The organism is Mesorhizobium abyssinicae, from assembly GCF_049887195.1.
GTDB lineage: Bacteria > Pseudomonadota > Alphaproteobacteria > Rhizobiales > Rhizobiaceae > Mesorhizobium > Mesorhizobium abyssinicae.
In genome coordinates this window covers 666,202-687,005 of record NZ_JARAKC010000001.1, presented here as the reverse complement: position 1 = coordinate 687,005, position 20,804 = coordinate 666,202, and the positions used below count along the sequence as shown (strand labels likewise).

Here is a 20,804-nt window from a genome sequence, read left to right as displayed (position 1 = left end):
GCCATAGGAACCATCGACGCCCCGATCCGTTTTGCGGCAGCGTGTCGAGGGAGAATGCCGATGCCGTCGAAATCCGCGCCTAGGCCGCCCAGGAAGACGGCGGCAGTCCGCTCGCTCGAGCACGAACGAACACACGAGGTCGAGGAAGAGGAACTCGAGGAAGGTCTCGAGGACACGTTCCCGGCCAGCGATCCGGTGTCGATCACCTCGACCTCCATTCCGGGCGGCCCCGCAAGACCTGGCAAGGCCAAGACGGTGCCGGGGCGCAAGCCACGCAGGTAAGAAGGCCAGCAAAAAGGGCGGTCAGGATATCCTGCCGCCCTTTGAGTATTTCGTGGCGTTTGAACCGCCTTAGAACGTGCTCGGCACGATCCACGGATCGATTTCGATGCCCAGACGCTGGCCCTTGGCGGCGTCGGTCGTCGCGCCGGTCTTTTCGACCGAGCCGGTCGTGCCGCAATCGAGCTTCACATTGGCGTTGGTCTGGACGCAAGCTGCGGCAGGAGCCTGCTTGGCCTGATGGCTGGTGCCGGCGAAAGCGGCGCCCGAGAAAGCCAGGACGGTAGCGAGAGCGAGGATTGTCTTTTTCATCATCTTTCTCCGGTCAATCTTGTTCGTACATGTACGATATGGCGTACATATACGTCCGGAGGAGTGGGAGTTCAAGTGAGAAATTGTACATGTACGGTCAAATTTTCTGAAAATACGAAAATGTCGCACTGCGCGACGCTCGGCCAGATCGGACGGTAAAAGCCGGGGGTTCGCTCCTGCGCAATTCCGGCCCAAAACCGCTGGGCGGAATTGCTCCAGTCAGCAGTTGACTGGCGTCTCGGTCAGCGGCGGCACGTCCTGCGTCGAAAGCGAGGCAAGCGTGAAATCGCACATCCGCTTCACGAAAGCCTGCGGGTCGCCGAACGGATAGAACGGAAAGGTGATCAAGAGCGAGATCGTGCCGTGGCCGACCGCCCACAGCATGGTGGCGATGGCGCGCGGGTCGCCCTTGAGCTTGCCGGCGGCGACGCAGGCCTCGACCCTGCTGATCAGCACCTTCATCGCCGGATTGCCCTCTTCCATGTCCTCGTAGCTGCGGCCTTCCGGCAGCCGGGTCTTTTCGGTCATGAAAACGGTGCGGTATTCGTTGGGATTGCCGAGGCCGAAGGCGGCGTACTCGGTCATCACCGCCTGCAGGGCCTCGATCGGATCGTCGGCGGGGTGCGCCTCGATGCGCCGCGCCAGCGTCTCGAAGGCGTCCTCGGCCAGCGCGAACAGGATGTCCTGCTTGTCGGCGAAGTAGGAATAGACCGACATCGGCGCGTAGCCGACCCGCTTGGCCAGCTTGCGGATGGTCAGGCCCTCATAGCCTTCTTCCTGAACGAGCTTGTGGGCCGCTTCGACGAGTTCGGAGCGCAGCTCTGCTTTCTGTTTTTCGCGGCGTGTCTGGACGCTCAACGGCAAGGTTTGCCTGCCTTCGTTGGTTGGTTGCCTTGTTAAATTATATACGCTGTACGGAAACGAACAAGTGCGTGGCAGGTTCCCCAACGTCCGCCCTAACCCTTTGTTCCAACGCAATTCCTAGATGGCGCCGATGCCGCCGTCGAGCGCCAGCGCATGGCCGGTCATGAAGGAGTTGGCGGGATCGGCAAGAAACAGGATCCCCGTCGTGATCTCGTCAACCTCGCCGACCCGCTTCATCGGCACGCCGCGCGTGAGTTCGGCAATCGCCTCGGCTTCCGGGGAGCCGCTGGCGCGGACGAAGCCGTCCACCATCGCGGTCCTGGTATGCGCGGGACAGACTGCGTTGATGCGCACGCCCTTGGTGGCATATTCGGCAGCGGCCGAGCGCGTCAGCCCGACAACGCCATGCTTGGCGGCAGCATAGACCGACAGCTTGGGCGCGCCGGACAGGCCGGCGACAGAGGCGACGTTGACGATGACGCCGCCCTTGCCGCTTGCCTTGAACTGCCGTTCCATCTGCGGGATGTGATGCTTCATGGCGTAGAAGACGCCGAGCAAGTCGACCTCCAGCACCCGGCGCGCCTCGTCCGACACCACCTGCGGCAGGCGCACGAAGGAATGGACGATGCCGGCATTGTTGACGGCAATATCGAGCCGGCCGTACTTCTCCACCGCCAGCGCGACGAGAACCTCGGAGAGTTTCTCGTCAGCGATGTTGCCGGCGAGGATGGTCGACTCGACATCAAGCGTCGCAGCGAAATCGCGTAGCGCTGCCTCGTCGAGATCCGATAGGACCAGCCGCGCACCTTCGGCGGCGAAGGCGTTTGCCGCGCCGCGGCCGAGGCCGCCGGTCGCACCGGTGATCAGCACCGTCGCTCCATCGAAACGGCCCATCGCTCAGTTCTCCCAATGTCAAATCTTGTTGTCGATCAGGTCCACGGCGAGCGCGGCAAGCAGTTTTACCGCCTCGCCATAGGTCCTGGCCTTTTCCGGATTGGAGGCGTTGCCGTCCAGCGCGCGGCGGTAGACGCCCTGGCAAATCGCCGCCAGGCGGAAGAAGGAGAAGGCGAGGAAGAAACTCCAGTTGCCGATGCCGGCGAGGCCGCGGCGGCGGCAATAGGCGTCGACATAGGCTTCTTCCGAGGGCAGGCCAAGGACCGAACGGTCGAGGCCGCCGAGGCCGCGAAAGCCCGATGCATGCGGCAGGCGCCATTGCATGCATTGATAGGCGATGTCGGCGAAGGGGTGGCCGAGCGTCGACAACTCCCAGTCGAGCACCGCGACCACCTTGGGCTCGCTGGCTGCGAAGATCATGTTGTCCAGCCGGTAGTCGCCATGCACCAGCGAGACGCGGCCGTCATCGGCCGGCATGTGCGTCTCCAGCCAGGCGATCAGCCGATCCATGTCCGGGATGGTTCCGGTTTCGGAGGCGCGGTACTGGCTGGTCCAGCGGCCGAACTGGCGCTCGAAATAGTTGCCGGGCTTGCCGAAATCGCCGAGGCCGACGGCTTCGACATCGACGTCGTGCAAGGCGGCCAGCGTCGCGTTCATGGCGTCGTAGATGGCGGCGCGGTCCTCGTTTCCGGATGCCTCCGGCAGCGACGGGTCCCAAAAGATGCGGCCGTCGAGGAACTCCATGACGTAGAACATGCGGCCGATGGGCGAGTCCTCGTCGGACAGGTGCAGCATGCGCGGCACCGGCACGGCGGTGGCGGCAAGCGCCTTCATCACCCGGAACTCGCGGTCGACCTGATGCGCGGATTTCAGCAACTGGCCCGGCGGCTTGGCGCGCAGCACGTAGCGGCCGCTTGCCGCGGTCAAAAGATAGGTCGGGTTCGATTGTCCGGACTTGAACTTCTCGATGGCGGAAAGCCCGCCAAAACCCGGGATATGCGCCTCGAGATAGGGCGCAAGCGCCGCCTGATCGAGCGCGTTCAGGTCGTTCATGCGGTCTCGGGCTGGCGCTCGATCAGCGTCAGGGTCAGCCAGCGCGCGGTCAGCGCCGGCTTCTTCGAGCCCTCGATCTCGATGGTCACGTCATGCGCCGTCTGCACCCAGCCCGAGGGCCTGACCTTGACGTCGGCGAGCACGAAACGGGTGCGGATGCGCGCGCCGGTCTTTACCGGCGCCAAAAAGCGCAGCGAATCGAAGCCGTGGTTGACGCCCATCTTGCTGTTTTCGAGCGGCGGCATGGTCTCGAAGGTCATCGCCGAGAGCAGCGACAGCGACAGGAAGCCATGCGCGATGGTGCCGCCGAACGGCGTCTCGCGGCTGGCGCGGTCCGGATCGCAGTGGATGAACTGGTGGTCGTCGGTGGCGTCGGCGAACTGGTCGATCATGCGCTGCGTGACCACGCGCCAGGGCGACACGCCGACTTCCTTGCCGACGCTGGCCAGAAGCACATCGAGACTGATCGGTTCCACGCTGATGTCCTCCACTTCACCCCCGCCGGCGTTCCGGTCGGACATTCATTCCTTGAACAGGGTCAGCCCATGCTGCACCGACTGGCCGCCGTCGATCGGCAGGATGGCGCCGGTGACATAGCTGCCCGCACGGCTGCACAAATAGAGCGTTGCGCCGGCAATGTCATCCGGCATGCCGATGCGGCCGATCGGAACATGGCCGCCGACATGTTTCGCCTGTTCCTCGGTTCCGGTCGCAAAGGCAGTCATCCGGCTCTGGAAGGGGCCGGGGGCGAAGGCGTTGACGGTGATGCGGCGGGCGGCGAACTCGATCGCCAGCGTGCGCGTCAGGTGATGAACCGCGGCCTTGGAGGCGGTGTAGGAATAGGCATCATCGGCAAGCGGCTGCGTGCCCATCACCGAACCCAGATTGATCACCCGGGCCGGATCCGCCTCGCTGGCGGCGGCGTCGAGCAGCGGCAGCAGCTCGCGCGTCAGATGGAAGACAGCGGTGACGTTGACGCCGAACACCTTGGCCCAGGCGTGGTAGGGGAACTCTTCCAGTGGCGCCCCCCAGGAGATGCCGGCATTGTTGACCAGAATGTGCAGCCGCTCCGTCCGCGCTTTTACCTCGGCGACGAGCGCGGCGATGCCGGCCTCGCTGGAGACGTCGCCGGCAAAGCCCTCGGCATGCCCCGGGCCGCCGAGGGCGTTGATTTCGCTCGCGACCTTGATGCAGTCCTCGCCCTTGCGGGAGGCGATCATGACGCTGGCGCCGGCCCTGACCAGGGCGGTCGCCGCCATGCGGCCGATGCCGGTCGCGGCACCCGTGACCAGCGCGGTCTTGCCGGCGACCGAGAACAGCTCGTCCAGATAGCTCATGGCGCTCCTCCGCAATCTCGCCGCAGGCCGAGGCCAGGGACTCGCCCATGGACTCGCGTTGACAAGGCTAGCCGAAGTACGGTCATCCTTGCCACGGGTAAAGATGCATCCCCGAAAGGACCGGAAGCGATGGCGGACATGAACCTCGGCATGACCGAGCGGCTGAAGCCGATCCACGCGCGCGTGGCGGCGATGGTGCGCGACGAGATCGCGCCGCTCGGCGAGGAGTTCCTGGCCGAGATCGGCAAGGGCGGCGACCGCTGGGTCTACGCGGCGCGGCAGACCGAAATCCTCGAGGGCCTCAAGAAGACCGCCCGGGAACGCGGGCTGTGGAACTTCTGGCTGACCGGTTCCCAGCGCGGCTATGGCCTCTCCACCGTCGAATACGCCTATCTGGCGGAGGAGATGGGCAAGGCGCATCTGGGAGCCGAGACCTTCAACTGCTCGGCGCCCGACACCGGCAATATGGAGGTGCTGGAGCGCTACGGCTCGGCGGAGCACAAGCAACAATGGCTGGAGCCGCTGCTCGACGGCAGGATCCGCTCGGCCTATCTGATGACCGAGCCGGACGTCGCCTCCTCCGACGCCACCAACATTTCGATGCGCTGCGAGCGGCGCGGCGACGATTATGTGCTCAACGGCGAGAAATGGTGGGCGTCCGGCGCCGGCGATCCGCGCTGCGCCATCTACATCGTGATGGTCAGGACAGGCTCCGGCGACGATCCGCGTCATCGCCAGCATTCGATGATCCTGGTGCCTTCCGATGCGAAGGGCGTGACCAAGCTGCGGGCCATGCAGGTCTATGGCGACGACGATGCGCCGCACGGCCACATGCATCTCAGGTTCGACAATGTGGTCGTGCCGGCGTCGAACCTGATCCTCGGCGAGGGCAGGGGCTTCGAGATCGCGCAGGGGCGGCTGGGACCAGGCCGCATCCATCACTGCATGCGCGCCATCGGCCAGGCCGAGATGGCGCTGGAGATGCTGTGCCAGCGCTCGGTGCGCCGCGAGGCCTTCGGCCAGCCCCTGGCGAAACTCGGCGCCAATTTCGACACCATCGCCGAATGCCGCATGGAGATCGAGATGGCGAGGCTGCTCTGCCTCAAGGCGGCATGGATGATCGACCAGGGCGACGCGCGCGCCGCCGCGCCCTGGATCAGCCAGATCAAGGTCGTGGCGCCGCGCGTCGCGCTGAAGGTCACCGACGAGGCGGTGCAGATGTTCGGCGCGCAAGGCATCAGCCAGGACACGCCGCTGGCGCGCTCGTGGACGCATTTGCGCACGCTGCGCCTCGCCGACGGGCCCGACGCCGTGCACCGCCGGCAGGTGGCGCGAACCGAGCTGAAGAAATACACGCAGGAGAAGGTCTGAGCGCGAGGCTTGGCCAGTCACTGCTCTGCGGCAAGCAAGGAGTATCCCCGATGACCCTCCCATCCGAAATGAAGGCGCTGCTGCTGACCGGCGACGGCTATACCAAGACGCCATCCGGCAGCGCGCTTGAGACGATGGACCCCTATCTCGAGCAAGGCACGATCGCGGTGCCGACGCCCGGACCGAGCCAGGTGCTGATCAAGGTCAGCCTGGCCTCGATCAACCCGTCCGACGTCGCCTTCATCAAGGGCCAGTACGGCCAGCCGCGGGTCAAGGGTCGGCCGGCCGGCTTCGAGGGCGTCGGCATCGTGGCCGCGACCGGCGGCGAGCCCTACGCAACGGGTCTGGCCGGCAAGCGCGTCGCCTTCGCCACCGGCCTGTCGAACTGGGGCGCCTGGGCCGACTATGCGGTCGCGGAAGCGGCGTCCTGCATCCCGCTGCTCGACACGGTGCGCGACGAGGATGCGGCGGCGATGATCGTCAACCCGCTCACCGCGCTCGCCATGTTCGACATCGTCAAGCAGGACGGCGAGAAGGCCTTCATCATGACAGCCGGCGCCAGCCAGCTCTGCAAGCTGATAGCCGGCCTCGCCAAGGAAGAGGGCTACAAGCCGATCGTCACCGTGCGCCGCGACGAGCAGATCGCGCTGCTCAAGGACGTCGGCGCCGCCCATGTGCTCAACGAGAAGGCGCCGGATTTCGAGGCCAGGCTGCGCGAAGTGATAAAGGCAGAGCAGCCGCGCATCTTCCTCGACGCGGTCACCGGGCCGCTGGCCTCGGCCATCTTCAACGCCATGCCGAAGCGCTCGCGCTGGATCGTCTATGGCCGGCTCGACGCGGAGCCGACGGTCATCCGCGAGCCGGGCCAGCTGATCTTCCAGCACAAGCATATCGAAGGCTTCTGGCTCGCCGAATGGATGCGCGAGCACCGCGACCGGATGGGTCCGGCGGTCATGGAGGCGCAGAAGCGCTTTTCCGACGGCCGCTGGTCGACCGATGTGACGGCGGTGGTGCCGCTGGAAGAGGCGATCGGCCGCGCGGCAGGGGAGCTCGCCAAACCGAACGGCAAGGTGTTCATAAGGCCGTAGGTTTTCCCCTTCTCCCCGTTCACGGGAGAAGGTGCCCGAAGGGCGGATGAGGGGCGGCGCTGACGGCCGTGATTGGCCGTGCTGCTGGCGTTCGTCGTCATCGATACCAGGCGGCAATCTCGCAAGCTTGGTGCTGCCCCTCACCTGCCTGCCGGCATCCTCTCCCCGTATAGTGACGGGGAGAGGACCTACTCCGCCGGCTCGACGTTGGTGTAGGCGGCTTCCTCGAGCTCGCGCTTCAGCCGTGCTTCCTCGTGCGTCTTCGGCGTAACGAAGCGGCCGAGCAGCAGATAGGCGACCGGGGTCAGGAACAGGGTCGAGACGGTGGCGAGCCCAAGCCCGCCGACGATCACCCAGCCGAGCGCAATGCGCGCCTCGGCGCCGGCGCCGACGGCCAGCACCAGCGGCACGCCGCCGAGCACGGTGCAGATCATCGTCATCATCACCGGGCGCAGGCGGATGATGGAGGCCTGCTCGATCGCCTCGCGCACCCCGAGCCCGCGGTCCCGCAGCTGGTTGGCGAACTCGACGATCAGGATGCCGTTCTTGGCCATGACGCCGACGAGCAGCACCAGGCCGATCTGGCTGTAGGCGTTGAGGCTGGTCCCTGAGAGCAGGAGCGCGAAGATCGCGCATGCCAAACCCAATGGCACCGTCGCCATGATGATGATGGCGCTGACGAAGCTTTCGAACTGCGCGGCAAGCACTAGCAGGATGATGACCAGCGCGAAGCCGAAGATGGTGATCATGGCGCTGTTGGTCTCGCCCAGCGTCGCCGCCTCGGCGAGCGGCAGGATGCGGCTGCCCGGCGGCAAGAGCGGCGTCGCGATCTCCTCGGCGCGGCTCAGCGCGTCGCCGAGCGCGAAGTCGCCTGACAGGTTCGAGGTGATGGCGACCGACGGCTGCTGCTGCTCGCGCGTCAGCGACGGCGGCACGGCGCGTTCGGTCAACGTGGCGATGGTCGACATCGGCAGGAAGCGACCGTCGCCGGTCTTCAGGAAGATGTTCTCGAGGTCGGTCGGGTCGTTGATAGGGTTGGTCGTCGACACCAGCTTCACGCCATAGCTGCGGTCGGCGATATAGACGTCGACGACGTCGTTGCCGTCGAGCATGGCCTGCAGCGTGTCGGCCAGCCCGGTAATGTCGATCCCGAGGTCGGAGGCGCGTTCGCGGTCGATGGCGACGGCAAGCTGGGGCTGGGTCGGGTCGACGGTGAGCCGTGGCGTCTGGAAGCGCTGATCTTTCTGCATCTCGGCAATGACCTTGCCGGCCGCCTCGCCGAGCGCCTTGCGGTCGTTGCCGACCAGCGCGAACTGCAGGCCGTTGCCGGCGCCGCGGATGCCAAGGCTGTTGGGCTGTACGGGGAAGACGCGCACGCTCGGCACCTGCCTCGTCAATCGGCTGATCTCGGCCACGATCTGCTGCTGGCTGCGCGCGCGCTCGCTCCACGGCGCCAGCGTCATCACCATGAAGCCTGAGTTGTAGGCGCCGTTCTGGCCGGCGTTTTCGAAGGTGCTGCGGATCTCCCCGGAATCGCGCAACGGCTGGATCAGCCGTTCGATCTTCTGCATCTGCTCGGTCGTGTAGTCGAGGCTGACCCCTTGCGGCGCGCTGATGCGCAACAAGACGACGGCGCGGTCCTCGCTCGGCGTCAGCTCCTGGCGGATGGTGCCGAAAAGCGTGAAGGCGATGCCGGCAAAAAGCACCGCCACCAGCACCACCAGCCACGGCGCGCCGAGGCAGGCGTGCAGGCAGCGCCGGTAGGTCGCGTTCAGCGCGCCGCCGATGCGGGCGCCGATGCCCTTGCCGCCTTCATGGTGGAGCGAGGCGCTGGACAGCATGCGCGAGGCGAGCATCGGGCAAAGGGTTAGCGCGACCACGCAGGACAGAAGCACCGACATCGCCAGCACGAAGCCGAATTCGCGGAACAGGCCGCCGGTCTGGCCGGGCAGGAAGGAGATCGGCACGAAGACTGCGACCAGCGTCAGCGTGGTGGCGATGACGGCGAAGAACACCTCCTGCGCGCCGAGCACGGCCGCCGCGCGCGGCCCCATGCCTTCGTTGCGCCGGCGCACGATGTTTTCGAGCACGACGATGGCGTCGTCGACGACGAGGCCGGTCGCCAGCACCAGCGCCAGCAGCGTCAGGATGTTGACCGAGAAGCCGGCGAGATAGATCGCGGCGATGGTGCCGATCATGGCGACCGGCATCGACAGGCCGGGGATCAGCGTCGCGCGCCAGTCGAGCAGGAAGGCGTAGATGACGATCAGCACGATCGAGACCGAGAGCGCCAGCGCGATCTCGACCTCGTGCACGGCGCCGTTGACGAAGACCGCGTCATCGCTGGTGACCTTGATCGACATGCCCTGGGGCAGGTTCTCCTGCAGCTTGGCGACCGCCGCCCTGACGCCGGTCGAGATGTCCAGCGTGTTCGATTCCGCCTGGCGGATGATGCCGAGGCCGATGCCGGTCTTGCCATCCGAACGCAACGCCGTCTGGCCGACGTCGGGGCCGAGCGTGACGGTGGCGACATCGCGGATGCGCGTCTTGCCGCCGACGGTGATGTTCTCGAACTCCTCCGGCGTCGTCACGTCCGCCGTCGTGCGCACGATCAGGTCCTGGTTGGTGGTGGTGATCGAGCCGGCCGGCGAATCGAAGGCGACCGAGGCAAGGGCTGTCCGGAGATCGGCGACGGTGAAGCCGTGGCTGGCGAGCTTGTTCTGGTCGACGTCGATGCGGAAGATCTTGTCGCGGTCACCGGAGACCTGGACGTCGGCGACGCCCGGGACGGCGGCGAGTTCGTCCTCGATCTGGTCCTGGACGATCACCGTCATGTCCTGCACCGACATGGTGTCGGAGGTGACCGCCAGTCGCATCACCGGCTCGGAATTGGCATCGGCCTTGACGATGCGCGGCGTGTCGGCCGTGTCCGGTATCTGGTTGGAGATGCGGCTGACGGCGTCGCGCACATCGGAGGCGGCGACGTCGAGATCGACACCGTCGTTGAACTCGATGGTGACGCGGCTGTTGCCGAAGGAGGAGGTCGACGAGATCGACTTGACGCCGGAGACGCGCGCGACCGCGCCCTCGATCGTGTCGGTAAGCTCGCGGTCGACGGTCTCGGCTGCGGCGCCCTCGAAGGTGGTGCTGACGGTGATGACGGGGCGGTCGACATCCGGCAGTTCGCGGATCTCGACCCCATAGAAGGCGGCAAGGCCGGCGACCGCGATCAGCGTGTTCAGCACCAGGGCCATGACCGGCCGGCGGATGAACAGCGCGGTGAAGCCGCTCTCGCTGGCGGTGTTGGCGCCGCCGCTCATGGGCTGCCGGCTTCGGCGGCGCGCTGCTCCTCGCCGGCGATGCGGACCTCGCCGCCCTCGCTGACGCTCTGGGTGCCTTCGGTCACCACCATGTCGCCGCTGACGATCGGCGCGTCGATCAGCACCGTCTCGGTGTTGCGCTGGATGATGCGCACGGGAACGCGTTTGGCCTTGCCGTCCGCGACCGCCCAGACATAGGCGCCGTCGGACCCCCACAGGATCGCCAGCGGGCTGACCGCCGGATAGGAGTCGCCCGGGAATTTCATGCTGATCTGGAACGACATGCCGGCGCGCAGCGAGTCCGCCGGGTTGGCGATCGTCGCCTTGACCAGCAGCGTGCGGCTGACCTCGTCGATATGGTTGTCGATTGCCGAGACCGTGCCGGTATAGGCCTGGCTGGGGTTGGCGATCGGCGTCGCCGACAGTTGCGCGCCGACCTTGACGGCGGCGGCGAAGCGCTCGGGCACCAGGAAGTCGACCAGTATCGAGGAGCGGTCGTCGAGCGTGGCGATGGCCGACTGGCTGGTCACGTAATTGCCGGCCGAAATCGGCAGGATGCCGACGGTGCCCGCTATCGGCGCCACGACCGAGCGGCGCTGCAGGGCGAGTTCGGCGTCGCGCAACGACAGCTTGGCGTTGGCCAGCGCCACCTCGGCATCGGCGACGGCGACCGGCGTCGCGGCGTTCGAGGCCCGCAGCGACTTGACCCGGTCGAGCTTGTCCTGCGCGTCCTGCAGGCCGACCTTGGCGCGGTCCTCAGCAATCACCTCGGTGTCGGAATCGAGCGTGGCGATGACCTGGCCCTTGTCGACATGGGTTCCGGAGGCGACCAGGAATTGCACGAGACGTCCGGAACTGTAAGGGTTGACCGTCACCGAGGCGTTGGCTCGGCCGGTGCCGATCGCTTGCAGGCGGTCGTTGATGGTGGCGGTGCTCGCCGGCAGGGCGACGACATTGGCCGGTCGCCGGGTGCTGTCGCGACCGCTCGCCTGCCTTGCCGGGTTGACGGCGCCGGTCGTCCGCGCCGATGTCGCGGCATCGGCCCATTCGATGCCCCAGCGTGCCAGCACCTCATGCGCGCCGGGGAAAAAGCGTACCCAGGCGGCCGCGGCGGCCACCAGGATCACAAGCGCAAAAACGATCTGTTTCCAGGCGGCCATCGGCACTCCGGTCGGCAAAACGCCTACAGTTTCCCCAAGCAAAAAACGCAGCGACGCACCCCGGCAATGTGCGAAGCCACGCGATATCATGGCTTTATGGCAATTCTGCCGCTGCCGTGCACATTAAATCTGCGTAACGTTGGCCGGCCGCCGGACCAAATGTTGCCTAGCGCAGGCCTTCCAGCTCACGGATGCGCTTGGCGCCGTCGGCCTCGAGCTGCCTCGTGACGGCGCCGATCAGCGTCTCGGCGACGACGAAGAGGGCGGCCGAGGAATCCCAGGCCGAGGGCACGGCGGTGCGTCCGGCAATGACATGGCGGGCGAAACGAGCGATCGGCGACAGCCACTGGTCGGTGAACAGCACGATCTGGACGCCGCGCTGATGCGCCGTCTCGGCAAAGCGCACCAGGCTGTCCTGGTAGCGCCTGATGTCGAAGATCACCAGCACGTCGCGCTTGCCCATGTCAATCAGCCGGTCGCGCCAGATGCTCTCCTGTCCGGCGAGGTGGTAGACGTCCGGCTGGACGATGGCGAGGTGGGCGGCCATGTAGCGCGCCAGCGGGTCGGTGAAGCGGCCGCCGATCAGGAAGGTCTTGCCGCGCCGCTCGGCAAGTTTCGCGGCGATGTCGGCCAACTGCTTGTCGGACAGGTGCCTGAAGGTCTCGCGCATGTTCTCGAGCGTCGCCTCGAGCATTGGCGACACCGCGCCGCCGCCTGGCGAGGCCGGGTTGAGCGTGCGCGATGCCGGCGACTGCAATTGCGCCGCCAGCTCGTCCTGAAGCGCCGACTGGAATTCCGGATAGTTCTGGAAGCCGAGACGGGCAACGAAACGCAGGATCGTCGGCGAGGACACGCCGGCGGCGGCCGAAAATTCGGCGACGGTCTTAAGCCCGATCAGCGGATAGTTGGCGATCAGCGTCTGCGCCGCGCGCCGCTCGCCGGCCGGCATGGCGCCGATGCGGTCGGAAATCAGTTCGGCGATGCTGGAGATCATGGTTTTCCCCCACCTATTGGCCCGGTCGACGCTGTTCCTCGAAATCGCGTTTGACAAAGCCGGACAAACTGTATGAAATCATCCGCAGGGACGCAATGAGACAAAATACGTAACATACGATACAGCGCTCCCGAGGGGACGACTGACTATGGAGACAGCACGGCCCGCCAGCCCTGCATCGCCTGAAACCGTAAGGGTGACCAACCCTGGCGGGGCGAGCCCATTTGTTCTGACTTGCGACCACGCCTCCAACTTCCTGCCGCCTGAATTCGGCACGCTCGGCCTGCCGACGGAGGACCTCTCCCGCCACATCGCCTGGGATCCCGGCGCACTGCCCGTCGCCCATCGCATGGCCGCCGCGCTCGATGCCACGCTGGTCGAAACCTGCATCTCGCGCCTCGTCATCGACTGCAACCGGCCGCTCGATGCGCCGGATCTCGTGCCTCCGGTCAGCGAGACCACGGTCATTCCCGGCAATGCCGGTCTGTCGGACAAGCAGCGCGCCGCGCGTATCGATCTGTCGTGGCGGCCGTTCCATTACTCGATCGCAGGCATCATCGACGAGCGGCTGGCGCGCGGACAGGAAACGCGGCTGGTGTCGGTGCATTCCTTCACGCCGGTCTACAAGGGCAAGAGCCGGCCCTGGCACATCGGCATTATCCATGACGACGACCGCCGGCTGGCAGCGCCCCTGATCGCAGCGCTCAAGCGGCTCGCCGGCGTCACGGTCGGCGTCAACGAACCCTATTCGCCGGCCGACCGCGTCTATTTCACGCTGGAACGCCATGCGCGCTCGCGCGGCCTTGCCTGCGCGATGATCGAAATCCGCAACGATGAAATCTCCGGCGAGGCCGGGCAGCGGAGATGGGCGGATCTGCTCACCGGCATTTTTTCTGATCTGGAGCCCGAGGAGGCCAGCGGCTCCCGACAACGCGCAGTGGGATAGTCAGTACAATCGGCCAGCTAAGAACTAAAGGGGACTTCAAATGGCAGCACCGGGTTATACCGAAGTTGATAAGGCGGAGGACGTAAAGCACCTCCACAGCATGGGCTACGCCCAGGAACTGGAGCGGCGCCTCAGCCGCTTTTCGAATTTCGCGGTTTCGTTCTCCATCATCTGCATCCTGTCCGGCGGCATCAATTCGCTGGCGCAGGCCACCTCCGGCGCCGGCGGCATCGGCATCGGCATCGGCTGGCTGGTCGGCTGCTTCGTCTCGCTGACCTTCGCGGTCGCCATGTCGCAGATCAGCTCGGCCTATCCGACGGCCGGCGGCCTCTATCACTGGGGTTCGATCCTCGGCAATCGCGGCACCGGCTGGGTGACTGCCTGGCTCAACCTGCTCGGCCTGATCACCGTGCTCGGCGCCATCAACGTCGGCACCTGGACCTTCTTCGTTGGCGCCTTCGGACCGGCGCTCGGCATCGAGGGCAATCTGACCAACCAGATGATCTTCCTCATCATCATCACCGGCGCCCAGGCGCTGATCAACCATCTGGGCATCAAGCTGACGGCGAAGCTCACCGACTTCTCGGGCTATCTCATCTTCTTCGGCTCGATCCTGATCGCGATCGTCTGCCTTGCCGCAGCCGAGACCTGGGATTTCAGCCGTCTCTTCACGTTCCACAACTACTCGGGCGAGGCCGGCGCCAATGTTTGGCCGTCGGTGTCGAATGCCTGGGTGTTCGCGCTCGGCCTGCTGCTGCCGATCTACACCATCACCGGCTACGACGCCTCGGCACACACCTCCGAGGAAACCATCAAGGCGGTCAGTTCCGTGCCGCGCGCCATGGTCATGTCGGTCATCTGGTCGGCCGTCTTCGGCTACCTGTTCCTGGCCGCCTTCATCCTGATGATCCCGAACATGGACGATGCCGCCAAGCAGGGCTGGAACGTGTTCTTCTGGGCCTTCGACCAGCGCGTCAGCCCGGGCATCAAGGAGTTCGTCTACCTCGTGGTGTTCGTTGCCCAGCTGCTGTGCGGCCTGGCGACGGTGACTTCGGCTTCGCGCATGATCTTCGCCTTCTCGCGTGACGGCGGCCTGCCGGGTTCGGCGGCACTCGCCAAGGTCAGCCCGACCTATCGCACGCCGGTGGCGGCGATCTGGACGGCGTCGATCCTGTCGGTGCTGTTCGTCTGGGGTTCGACGCTGGTTTCGGTCGCCGGCACCTCGGCCTACACCATCGTGGTGTCCTGCACGGTCATCTTCCTGTTCCTGTCCTTCACCGTGCCGATCGTGCTCGGCATGCTGGCCTGGGGCACGCCGAAGTGGGACAAGATGGGCCCGTGGAACATGGGGCGTGCGATCTTCATGCTTTTCGGCGTCCTCTCGATTCTGTCGATGATCCTGATCTTCGTCATCGGCATCCAGCCGCCGAACGACTGGGCGCTCTACATCACCGTCGGCTTCTTCATCCTGACGGCGATCGTGTGGTTCGCGTTCGAGCGCAACCGCTTCCAGGGTCCGCCGCTCGGCGACATCATCGCGGCGCGCCAGGCAGCGATCCAGGCGGCCGAACAGGCGGTCGGCGAAACCGGCCACTGACTTCCATAACCATGGCCATGGCCGGCCTCGCGCCGGCCATGGCTGCGTTTATCCCTCTCAACGACCAAGCGCTGGAGTGCCAAAGGAATGGCCGGAAATTTCTCGTTCGATCAGTTGAAGAAAGCGGTCTCCAATGGCGAGATCGACACGGTGTTGGCCTGCATCGTCGACATGCAGGGCCGGCTCGCCGGAAAGCGGTTCCTTGCCCAGTATTTCGTCGATTCCGCGCATGGCGAGACGCATGGCTGCAACTATCTGCTTGCCTGCGACATCGATATGGAGCCGGTGCCGGGCTACAAGGCGGCGAGCTGGTCGAAGGGTTATGGCGACTTCGTCATGAAGCCCGACCTTGCGACGCTGCGACGGCTGCCGTGGCTGGAAAAGACGGCGCTGGTGATCTGCGACGTGCTCGACCACCACGACCATGCGGATTTGGCGCACTCACCCCGCGCGATCCTGAAGAAGCAGGTCAAGCGCCTGAAGGATCGCGGCTATATCGGCTACTTCGCCTCCGAGCTCGAATTCTACCTCTTCAACGAGACCTACGATTCCGCCCGCAAGAAGCACTGGCAGGGCCTCGACTCAGCCTCGCCCTATATCGGCGACTACCAGATCGGCATCACCACCAAGGAAGAAGGCGTCATGCGCCGGCTTCGCAACGAGATGGAAGCTGCCGGCATTCCGATCGAGAACTCCAAGGGCGAATGGGGCCCGGGCCAGGAAGAGATCAACGTGCGCTACGCCGAAGCGCTCGACATGGCCGACCGCCACGTCATCCTGAAGAACGGCGCCAAGGAGATCGCCGATTCCGAGGGCAAGTCGATCTCCTTCATGGCCAAGTACAATTACGGGCTCGCCGGCAACTCCAGCCACATCCACAATTCGCTGTGGAGCGCCGACGGCAAGACGCCGCTGTTCTTCGACAAAAACGCCGAATGGACGCTGTCGACGCTCGGCCAGCAATGGGCCGCGGGCCAGCTCAAATACGCCAAGGAGTTCACCTGGTTCCTGGCCCCCTACATCAACTCCTACAAGCGCTTCCAGGCTGGCACCTTCGCGCCGACCAAGATCATGTGGAGCGAGGACAACCGCACCGCCGGTTTCCGCCTGTGCGGCGAGGGCACCAAGGGCATCCGCATGGAATGCCGGATCGGCGGCGCCGATTTGAACCCCTACCTCGCCTTCGCGGCGCTGATCGCGTCCGGCCTTGCCGGCATCGACGAGAAGCTGGAACTGCAGAAGCCGTTCGTCGGTGATGCCTACCAGGCCTCGCGCCTGCCCGAGATCCCGAAGACGCTGCGCGACGCCACCGAGACGCTGTCGAAGTCGAAGATGCTGAAGCAGGCCTTCGGCGAGGATGTTGTCGAACACTATGTGCATACGGCCCGCTGGGAGCAGTTCGAATACGACCGCCGTATCACCGATTGGGAACTGCACAGGGGGTTCGAGCGGTACTAGGGTGCCGGGTTAGCGTCGGCGTTGCCCTCAGCCCTACCCTCTACCGGTGAAGAACGGGGAGAGGGCGTCAGCGCAGAAGTTTCGCCCTTCTCCCCGTATGGGGGGAAGGTGCCGGCAGGCGGATGAGGGCCGGCGCCACGCCACATGATTTTCGATTGTTGTAAAACTGCGAGGAAGACATGACCGAGACGGTCAAACTCAAATCACCCATCGACGGCTCGATCTATGCCGAGCGGCCGGTCGCGACCGACCAGGCGATCAATGCCGCGGTCGAGCGCGCCAAGGCGGCGCAGGAGAAGTGGGCGGAGACGCCGGTCGTCGAGCGCGGCAAGTACATGCTGGCGATGCTCGAAGCGCTGGTCGCCATGACCGACGAGATCGTGCCGGAGATCGCCTGGCAGATGGGCCGCCCGGTGCGCTATGGCGGCGAGTTCGGCGGCGTCAAGGAACGCGTCAACTACATGGTCGAGATCGCCGAGCAGGCGTTGAAGCCGGTCCTGGCCTCCAACCCGAAGGACGGCTTCCGTCGCTATGTGAAGAAGGTGCCGCTCGGCGTGGTCATGGTCATCGCGCCGTGGAACTACCCCTATCTCACCGCCGTCAACACCATCGTGCCGGCGCTGATGGCCGGCAGCGCGGTCATCCTCAAGCATGCGGCGCAGACGCTTCTGGTCGGCGAACGCTTCCAGCAGGCTTTCGACAAGGCCGGCCTGCCCAAGGGCCTGTTCCAGAACCTCGTCCTGAACCACGGCCAGACCGAGAGGCTGCTCGGCTCCGGCAAGATCGACCATGTCAACTTTACCGGCTCGGTCGCCGGCGGCCGCGCCATCGAGAAGGCCGCGGCCGGCACCTTCATGAGCCTCGGCCTCGAGCTCGGCGGCAAGGATCCGGCCTATGTGCTGCCCGACGCCAAGATGGACCATGCGGTCGCCAATCTGGTCGACGGCGCCTTCTTCAATTCCGGCCAGTGTTGCTGCGGTATCGAGCGCGTCTATGTTCACGAGAAGGTCTATGACGAGTTTGTCGAGGGCTTCATCGCCGAGACGAAGAACTATGTCGTCGGCAATCCGCTGGAGCAGGCGACGACGCTGGGGCCGATGGCGCAGGCACGCTTCGCCGACCTGATCCGCGAGCAGAAGGCCGAGGCGCTGCGCAAAGGCGCCACCGCGCATGTCAACATGAAGGTGGCCGAGGACAAGGCAGGCTCGCCCTATCTGGCGCCGGACGTGCTCACCAATGTCGACCACCAGATGAGCGTCATGCGCGAGGAGAGCTTCGGGCCGATCGTCGGCATCATGAAGGTGCGCAACGACGAGGAGGCTATCGCGCTGATGAATGACAGTCCCTACGGGCTGACGGCATCTATCTGGACGCGCGACACCGAGCATGCGGCGGCGATCGGCGACCGCGTCGAGACCGGCACCGTGTTCATGAACCGTTGCGACTATCTCGATCCGGCGCTCGTCTGGACCGGCGTCAAGGACACCGGCAAGGGCGCAGCACTTTCGGCGATCGGCTACGACAATCTGACCCGGCCGAAATCATTCCACCTGCGTGAAGCGATCTGATTTTTTTCGAAAGACAAGCAATGTCCAAGCTCATCTCCAAATGGAACTACCCGACCACGGTCCGCTTCGGCGCCGGCCGCATCAAGGAACTGCCGGACGTGCTGGCGGTCACAGGCATCAAGCGGCCGCTCTTCGTCACCGATCCTGGGCTGGCGAAACTGCCGGTCGTCGCCTCGACGCTGAAGATCCTCGACGACGCCAAAGTTCCGTATGGCGTGTTTTCCGAGGTCAAGCCGAACCCGGTCGATTCCAACCTGACCGCCGGCATCGCGGTGTTCAAGAAGGGCAAGCATGACGGCGTTATCGCCTTCGGCGGCGGCTCGGCGCTCGACCTCGGCAAGCTGATCGCCTTCCAGGCAGGGCAGACGCGGCCGGTGTGGGACTTCGAGGATGTCGGCGACTGGTGGACGAGAGCCGATTCCGACGCGATCGCGCCGATCATCGCGGTGCCGACCACCGCCGGCACCGGGTCGGAAGTCGGCCGCGCCGGCGTTATCACCAATGAGGCGACGCACACCAAGAAGGTCATCTTCCATCCGAAGCTCCTGCCGGCGATCGTGATCGCCGATCCGGAGCTGTCGGTCGGCATGCCGGGCTTCATCACCGCCGGCACCGGCATGGACGCGCTGGCGCACTGCCTCGAAGCCTATTGCGCGCCGGGCTATCATCCGATGGCTGACGGCATCGCGGTGGAAGGCATTCGGCTGGTGTTCGAGAACCTGCCCAAGGCCTTCGCCAACGGCAAGGACCTGGTCGCCCGCGCCCATATGATGAGCGCCGCAGCGATGGGCGCGGCGGCCTTCCAGAAGGGGCTGGGCGCCATCCACTCGCTGTCGCATCCGATCGGCGCGCTCTACGACACCCATCACGGCATGACCAACGCCGTGTTCATGCCCTACGTGCTGGCCTTCAACCGCGACGCCATCGACGAGCGCATCGGCCGGCTCGCCGCCTATTGCGGCATCAAGGGCGGCTTCGACGGTTTCGCCAAGGCGATCATCAAGCTGCGCAAGGAGCTCAAGGTGCCGCATGCGCTGCCCGGCCTGATCAAGGGCCTCGACATGGACAAGAAGCGCAAGGGGCTGATCGCCGACATGGCGGTGGTCGATCCGACCGCCGGCGGCAACCCGGTCAAGCTGACCAAGAAGGCGGCACTGACGCTGCTGGAAAACGCCATCGCCGGCGCCGTCTGAGATCGATTTCAGGCGCCGGAATTTGATCCGGAAAACGAGGGGAAAGGAAGGGAGTAGGGCGAAAGACAAGGCGGGAAATAATTAGCCGGAAAAATAATCGCGAGGCGATTGCTACACCCGGTTAAAAAGAGTTTACTTTTTCGTACTGCGGGGTGCCGGTTTCACAAAGCTTTCATCTGGCTGTCACACGAAAACGATACCGCATCGCAGGCGTCCACAGGCGTCAGTTCAACGGAGAGAACACATGTTCAAATTCACGGGGAAAGTACTTTCCCTTTCGGCCGCGACCCTGATGGTGTCGTCGGTGATTTCGTCCGCGGCTTCGCTGGATGAACTCGTCAAGGCGGCCAAGGCGGAGGGCGAGCTCACCACGATCGCGCTGCCGCATGACTGGTGCGGTTACGGCGCCGTCATCGATGGCTTCAAGGCGAAGTATCCGGAGATCAAGATCAACGAACTCAATCCGGATGCCGGCTCGGGCGACGAGATCGAGGCGATCAAGGCCAACAAGGACAACAAGGGCCCGCAGGCGCCTGACGTCATCGACGTCGGCCTGTCCTTCGGCCCGTCGGCAAAGGCCGACGGCCTGATCCAGCCCTACAAGGTGTCGACCTGGGACTCGATCCCGGACAGCGCCAAGGATGCGGATGGCTTCTGGACCGGCGACTATTACGGCGTGCTGTCCTTCCTGGTGAACAAGGATCTGGTCAAGGAAGCGCCGGCTGATTGGGCAGACCTCTTGAAGGCAGACTATGCCAACACGGTTGCGCTCGCCGGTGACCCGCGCGCCTCGAACCAGGCCATCCAGGCCGTCTACGCCGCCGGCCTTTCCGGTGGCGCGGCCGCTGGTGAAGCCGCCGGCACCGCCGGTCTCGACTTCTTCAAGAAGCTCAACGCCGCCGGCAATTTCGTGCCGGTCATCGGCAAGCCGGCGACGCTCGCCCAGGGCCAGACGCCGATCCTGGTCACCTGGGATTACAACGCGCTTGCCGGCCGCGACACGCTGAAGGGCAACCCGCCGGTCGATGTCGTCGTGCCGAAGACCGGCGTCGTCGCCGGCGTCTACGTGCAGGCGATCAGCGCCTACGCGCCGCACCCGAATGCTGCCAAGCTGTGGCTCGAGTATCTCTACTCCGACGAAGGCCAGATCGGCTGGCTGAAGGGCTATTGCCACCCGATCCGCTTCAACGACCTCGCCAAGAACGGCAAGCTCCCGGCCGACGTGATGGCCAAGCTGCCGCCGGCCGAGGCCTATGCATCGGCTGTCTTCCCGACCCTCGATGAACAGGGCAAGGCCAAGGAAGCCATCACCAAGAACTGGGATGCCGTTGTCGGCGCCAACGTGAAGTAACACAATGTAATGGCCGGGC

General features: G+C 65.3%; 18 protein-coding genes. 9 read left to right on the top strand and 9 right to left on the bottom strand.

All coding sequences use genetic code 11. The annotated features are described in order from the left end of the window. Positions 1-60: 60 nt before the first annotated feature. On the top strand, positions 61-282 hold the full coding sequence (locus PU724_RS03125; RefSeq protein WP_127286100.1) for a hypothetical protein: 222 nt from the start codon (positions 61-63) through the stop codon (positions 280-282). Positions 283-351: 69 nt separating this feature from the next. On the opposite strand, the gene PU724_RS03120 is transcribed toward PU724_RS03125, so the two are convergent. The 6 genes from PU724_RS03120 to PU724_RS03095 form a co-directional block, all read right to left on the bottom strand. Next, on the bottom strand, positions 352-591 hold the full coding sequence (locus tag PU724_RS03120) for a DUF680 domain-containing protein (protein ID WP_354419617.1): 240 nt from the start codon (positions 589-591) through the stop codon (positions 352-354). 219 nt (positions 592-810) lie between these two features. Continuing rightward, positions 811-1,455 carry a TetR/AcrR family transcriptional regulator gene (locus tag PU724_RS03115; RefSeq protein WP_127391342.1) on the bottom strand — a complete coding sequence of 215 codons (645 nt, stop codon included), beginning with the start codon at positions 1,453-1,455 and terminating at the stop codon, positions 811-813. Between the two features lie 117 nt (positions 1,456-1,572). After that, complete coding sequence (locus tag PU724_RS03110) at positions 1,573-2,349, bottom strand: SDR family NAD(P)-dependent oxidoreductase (protein ID WP_354419614.1); 777 nt, start codon at positions 2,347-2,349, stop codon at positions 1,573-1,575. An 18-nt stretch (positions 2,350-2,367) separates the two neighbouring features. Further along, positions 2,368-3,402: a phosphotransferase gene (locus tag PU724_RS03105; RefSeq protein WP_354419612.1), complete on the bottom strand. Its 1,035-nt coding sequence runs from the start codon at positions 3,400-3,402 to the stop codon at positions 2,368-2,370. Next, on the bottom strand, positions 3,399-3,923 hold the full coding sequence (locus PU724_RS03100) for a MaoC family dehydratase (RefSeq protein ID WP_281015710.1): 525 nt from the start codon (positions 3,921-3,923) through the stop codon (positions 3,399-3,401). Before PU724_RS03100 ends, PU724_RS03105 begins: the two co-directional genes overlap by 4 nt. Continuing rightward, the gene (locus tag PU724_RS03095; RefSeq protein WP_292102440.1) at positions 3,924-4,739 is read right to left on the bottom strand and encodes an SDR family oxidoreductase; all 816 of its coding nucleotides are present in this window, start codon (positions 4,737-4,739) and stop codon (positions 3,924-3,926) included. 129 nt (positions 4,740-4,868) lie between these two features. Between PU724_RS03095 and PU724_RS03090 the strand changes: the two genes are divergently transcribed. Both PU724_RS03090 and PU724_RS03085 read left to right on the top strand, forming a co-directional pair. Beyond that, the gene (locus PU724_RS03090; protein WP_292169205.1) at positions 4,869-6,110 is read left to right on the top strand and encodes an acyl-CoA dehydrogenase family protein; all 1,242 of its coding nucleotides are present in this window, start codon (positions 4,869-4,871) and stop codon (positions 6,108-6,110) included. Between the two features lie 50 nt (positions 6,111-6,160). Continuing rightward, complete coding sequence (locus PU724_RS03085) at positions 6,161-7,198, top strand: zinc-binding dehydrogenase (RefSeq protein ID WP_354419610.1); 1,038 nt, start codon at positions 6,161-6,163, stop codon at positions 7,196-7,198. A 188-nt stretch (positions 7,199-7,386) separates the two neighbouring features. On the opposite strand, the gene PU724_RS03080 is transcribed toward PU724_RS03085, so the two are convergent. From PU724_RS03080 to PU724_RS03070, 3 genes are all read right to left on the bottom strand, one after another. Next, on the bottom strand, positions 7,387-10,518 hold the full coding sequence (locus PU724_RS03080; RefSeq protein ID WP_354419609.1) for an efflux RND transporter permease subunit: 3,132 nt from the start codon (positions 10,516-10,518) through the stop codon (positions 7,387-7,389). Continuing rightward, positions 10,515-11,678: an efflux RND transporter periplasmic adaptor subunit gene (locus tag PU724_RS03075; protein ID WP_354419608.1), complete on the bottom strand. Its 1,164-nt coding sequence runs from the start codon at positions 11,676-11,678 to the stop codon at positions 10,515-10,517. Before PU724_RS03075 ends, PU724_RS03080 begins: the two co-directional genes overlap by 4 nt. 166 nt (positions 11,679-11,844) lie before the next feature. Then, on the bottom strand, positions 11,845-12,672 hold the full coding sequence (locus PU724_RS03070) for a MurR/RpiR family transcriptional regulator (RefSeq protein ID WP_127284149.1): 828 nt from the start codon (positions 12,670-12,672) through the stop codon (positions 11,845-11,847). Between the two features lie 148 nt (positions 12,673-12,820). Between PU724_RS03070 and PU724_RS03065 the strand changes: the two genes are divergently transcribed. The 6 genes from PU724_RS03065 (at position 12,821) to PU724_RS03040 (ending at position 20,785) form a co-directional block, all read left to right on the top strand. Next, the gene (locus PU724_RS03065) at positions 12,821-13,618 is read left to right on the top strand and encodes an N-formylglutamate amidohydrolase (RefSeq protein ID WP_354419606.1); all 798 of its coding nucleotides are present in this window, start codon (positions 12,821-12,823) and stop codon (positions 13,616-13,618) included. A gap of 40 nt (positions 13,619-13,658) precedes the next feature. Further along, on the top strand, positions 13,659-15,215 hold the full coding sequence (locus tag PU724_RS03060; RefSeq protein WP_354419604.1) for an amino acid permease: 1,557 nt from the start codon (positions 13,659-13,661) through the stop codon (positions 15,213-15,215). Positions 15,216-15,302: 87 nt separating this feature from the next. Next, positions 15,303-16,673: a glutamine synthetase family protein gene (locus PU724_RS03055; protein ID WP_354419602.1), complete on the top strand. Its 1,371-nt coding sequence runs from the start codon at positions 15,303-15,305 to the stop codon at positions 16,671-16,673. A 179-nt stretch (positions 16,674-16,852) separates the two neighbouring features. Further along, positions 16,853-18,241 (top strand): aldehyde dehydrogenase family protein, encoded by a 1,389-nt coding sequence (locus PU724_RS03050; RefSeq protein ID WP_354419600.1) that lies wholly within the window; start codon positions 16,853-16,855, stop codon positions 18,239-18,241. Positions 18,242-18,261: 20 nt separating this feature from the next. Next, positions 18,262-19,434 (top strand): iron-containing alcohol dehydrogenase, encoded by a 1,173-nt coding sequence (locus PU724_RS03045; RefSeq protein WP_354419598.1) that lies wholly within the window; start codon positions 18,262-18,264, stop codon positions 19,432-19,434. 244 nt (positions 19,435-19,678) lie between these two features. Then, entirely contained in the window at positions 19,679-20,785 is a 1,107-nt protein-coding gene (locus tag PU724_RS03040) for an ABC transporter substrate-binding protein (protein WP_127308957.1), read from the top strand. Positions 20,786-20,804 lie beyond the last annotated feature (19 nt).

Coding starts and splice junctions, on each gene's coding strand:
- PU724_RS03055 (WP_354419602.1), top strand. CDS start 15,303: ATGGCCGGAAATTTCTCGTTCGATCAGTTGAAGAAAGCGGTCTCCAAT.
- PU724_RS03095 (WP_292102440.1), bottom strand. CDS start 4,739: ATGAGCTATCTGGACGAGCTGTTCTCGGTCGCCGGCAAGACCGCGCTG.
- PU724_RS03110 (WP_354419614.1), bottom strand. CDS start 2,349: ATGGGCCGTTTCGATGGAGCGACGGTGCTGATCACCGGTGCGACCGGC.
- PU724_RS03070 (WP_127284149.1), bottom strand. CDS start 12,672: ATGATCTCCAGCATCGCCGAACTGATTTCCGACCGCATCGGCGCCATG.
- PU724_RS03050 (WP_354419600.1), top strand. CDS start 16,853: ATGACCGAGACGGTCAAACTCAAATCACCCATCGACGGCTCGATCTAT.
- PU724_RS03090 (WP_292169205.1), top strand. CDS start 4,869: ATGGCGGACATGAACCTCGGCATGACCGAGCGGCTGAAGCCGATCCAC.
- PU724_RS03085 (WP_354419610.1), top strand. CDS start 6,161: ATGACCCTCCCATCCGAAATGAAGGCGCTGCTGCTGACCGGCGACGGC.
- PU724_RS03080 (WP_354419609.1), bottom strand. CDS start 10,518: ATGAGCGGCGGCGCCAACACCGCCAGCGAGAGCGGCTTCACCGCGCTG.
- PU724_RS03065 (WP_354419606.1), top strand. CDS start 12,821: ATGGAGACAGCACGGCCCGCCAGCCCTGCATCGCCTGAAACCGTAAGG.
- PU724_RS03105 (WP_354419612.1), bottom strand. CDS start 3,402: ATGAACGACCTGAACGCGCTCGATCAGGCGGCGCTTGCGCCCTATCTC.
- PU724_RS03120 (WP_354419617.1), bottom strand. CDS start 591: ATGAAAAAGACAATCCTCGCTCTCGCTACCGTCCTGGCTTTCTCGGGC.
- PU724_RS03075 (WP_354419608.1), bottom strand. CDS start 11,678: ATGGCCGCCTGGAAACAGATCGTTTTTGCGCTTGTGATCCTGGTGGCC.
- PU724_RS03125 (WP_127286100.1), top strand. CDS start 61: ATGCCGTCGAAATCCGCGCCTAGGCCGCCCAGGAAGACGGCGGCAGTC.
- PU724_RS03040 (WP_127308957.1), top strand. CDS start 19,679: ATGTTCAAATTCACGGGGAAAGTACTTTCCCTTTCGGCCGCGACCCTG.
- PU724_RS03045 (WP_354419598.1), top strand. CDS start 18,262: ATGTCCAAGCTCATCTCCAAATGGAACTACCCGACCACGGTCCGCTTC.
- PU724_RS03060 (WP_354419604.1), top strand. CDS start 13,659: ATGGCAGCACCGGGTTATACCGAAGTTGATAAGGCGGAGGACGTAAAG.
- PU724_RS03100 (WP_281015710.1), bottom strand. CDS start 3,923: ATGTCCGACCGGAACGCCGGCGGGGGTGAAGTGGAGGACATCAGCGTG.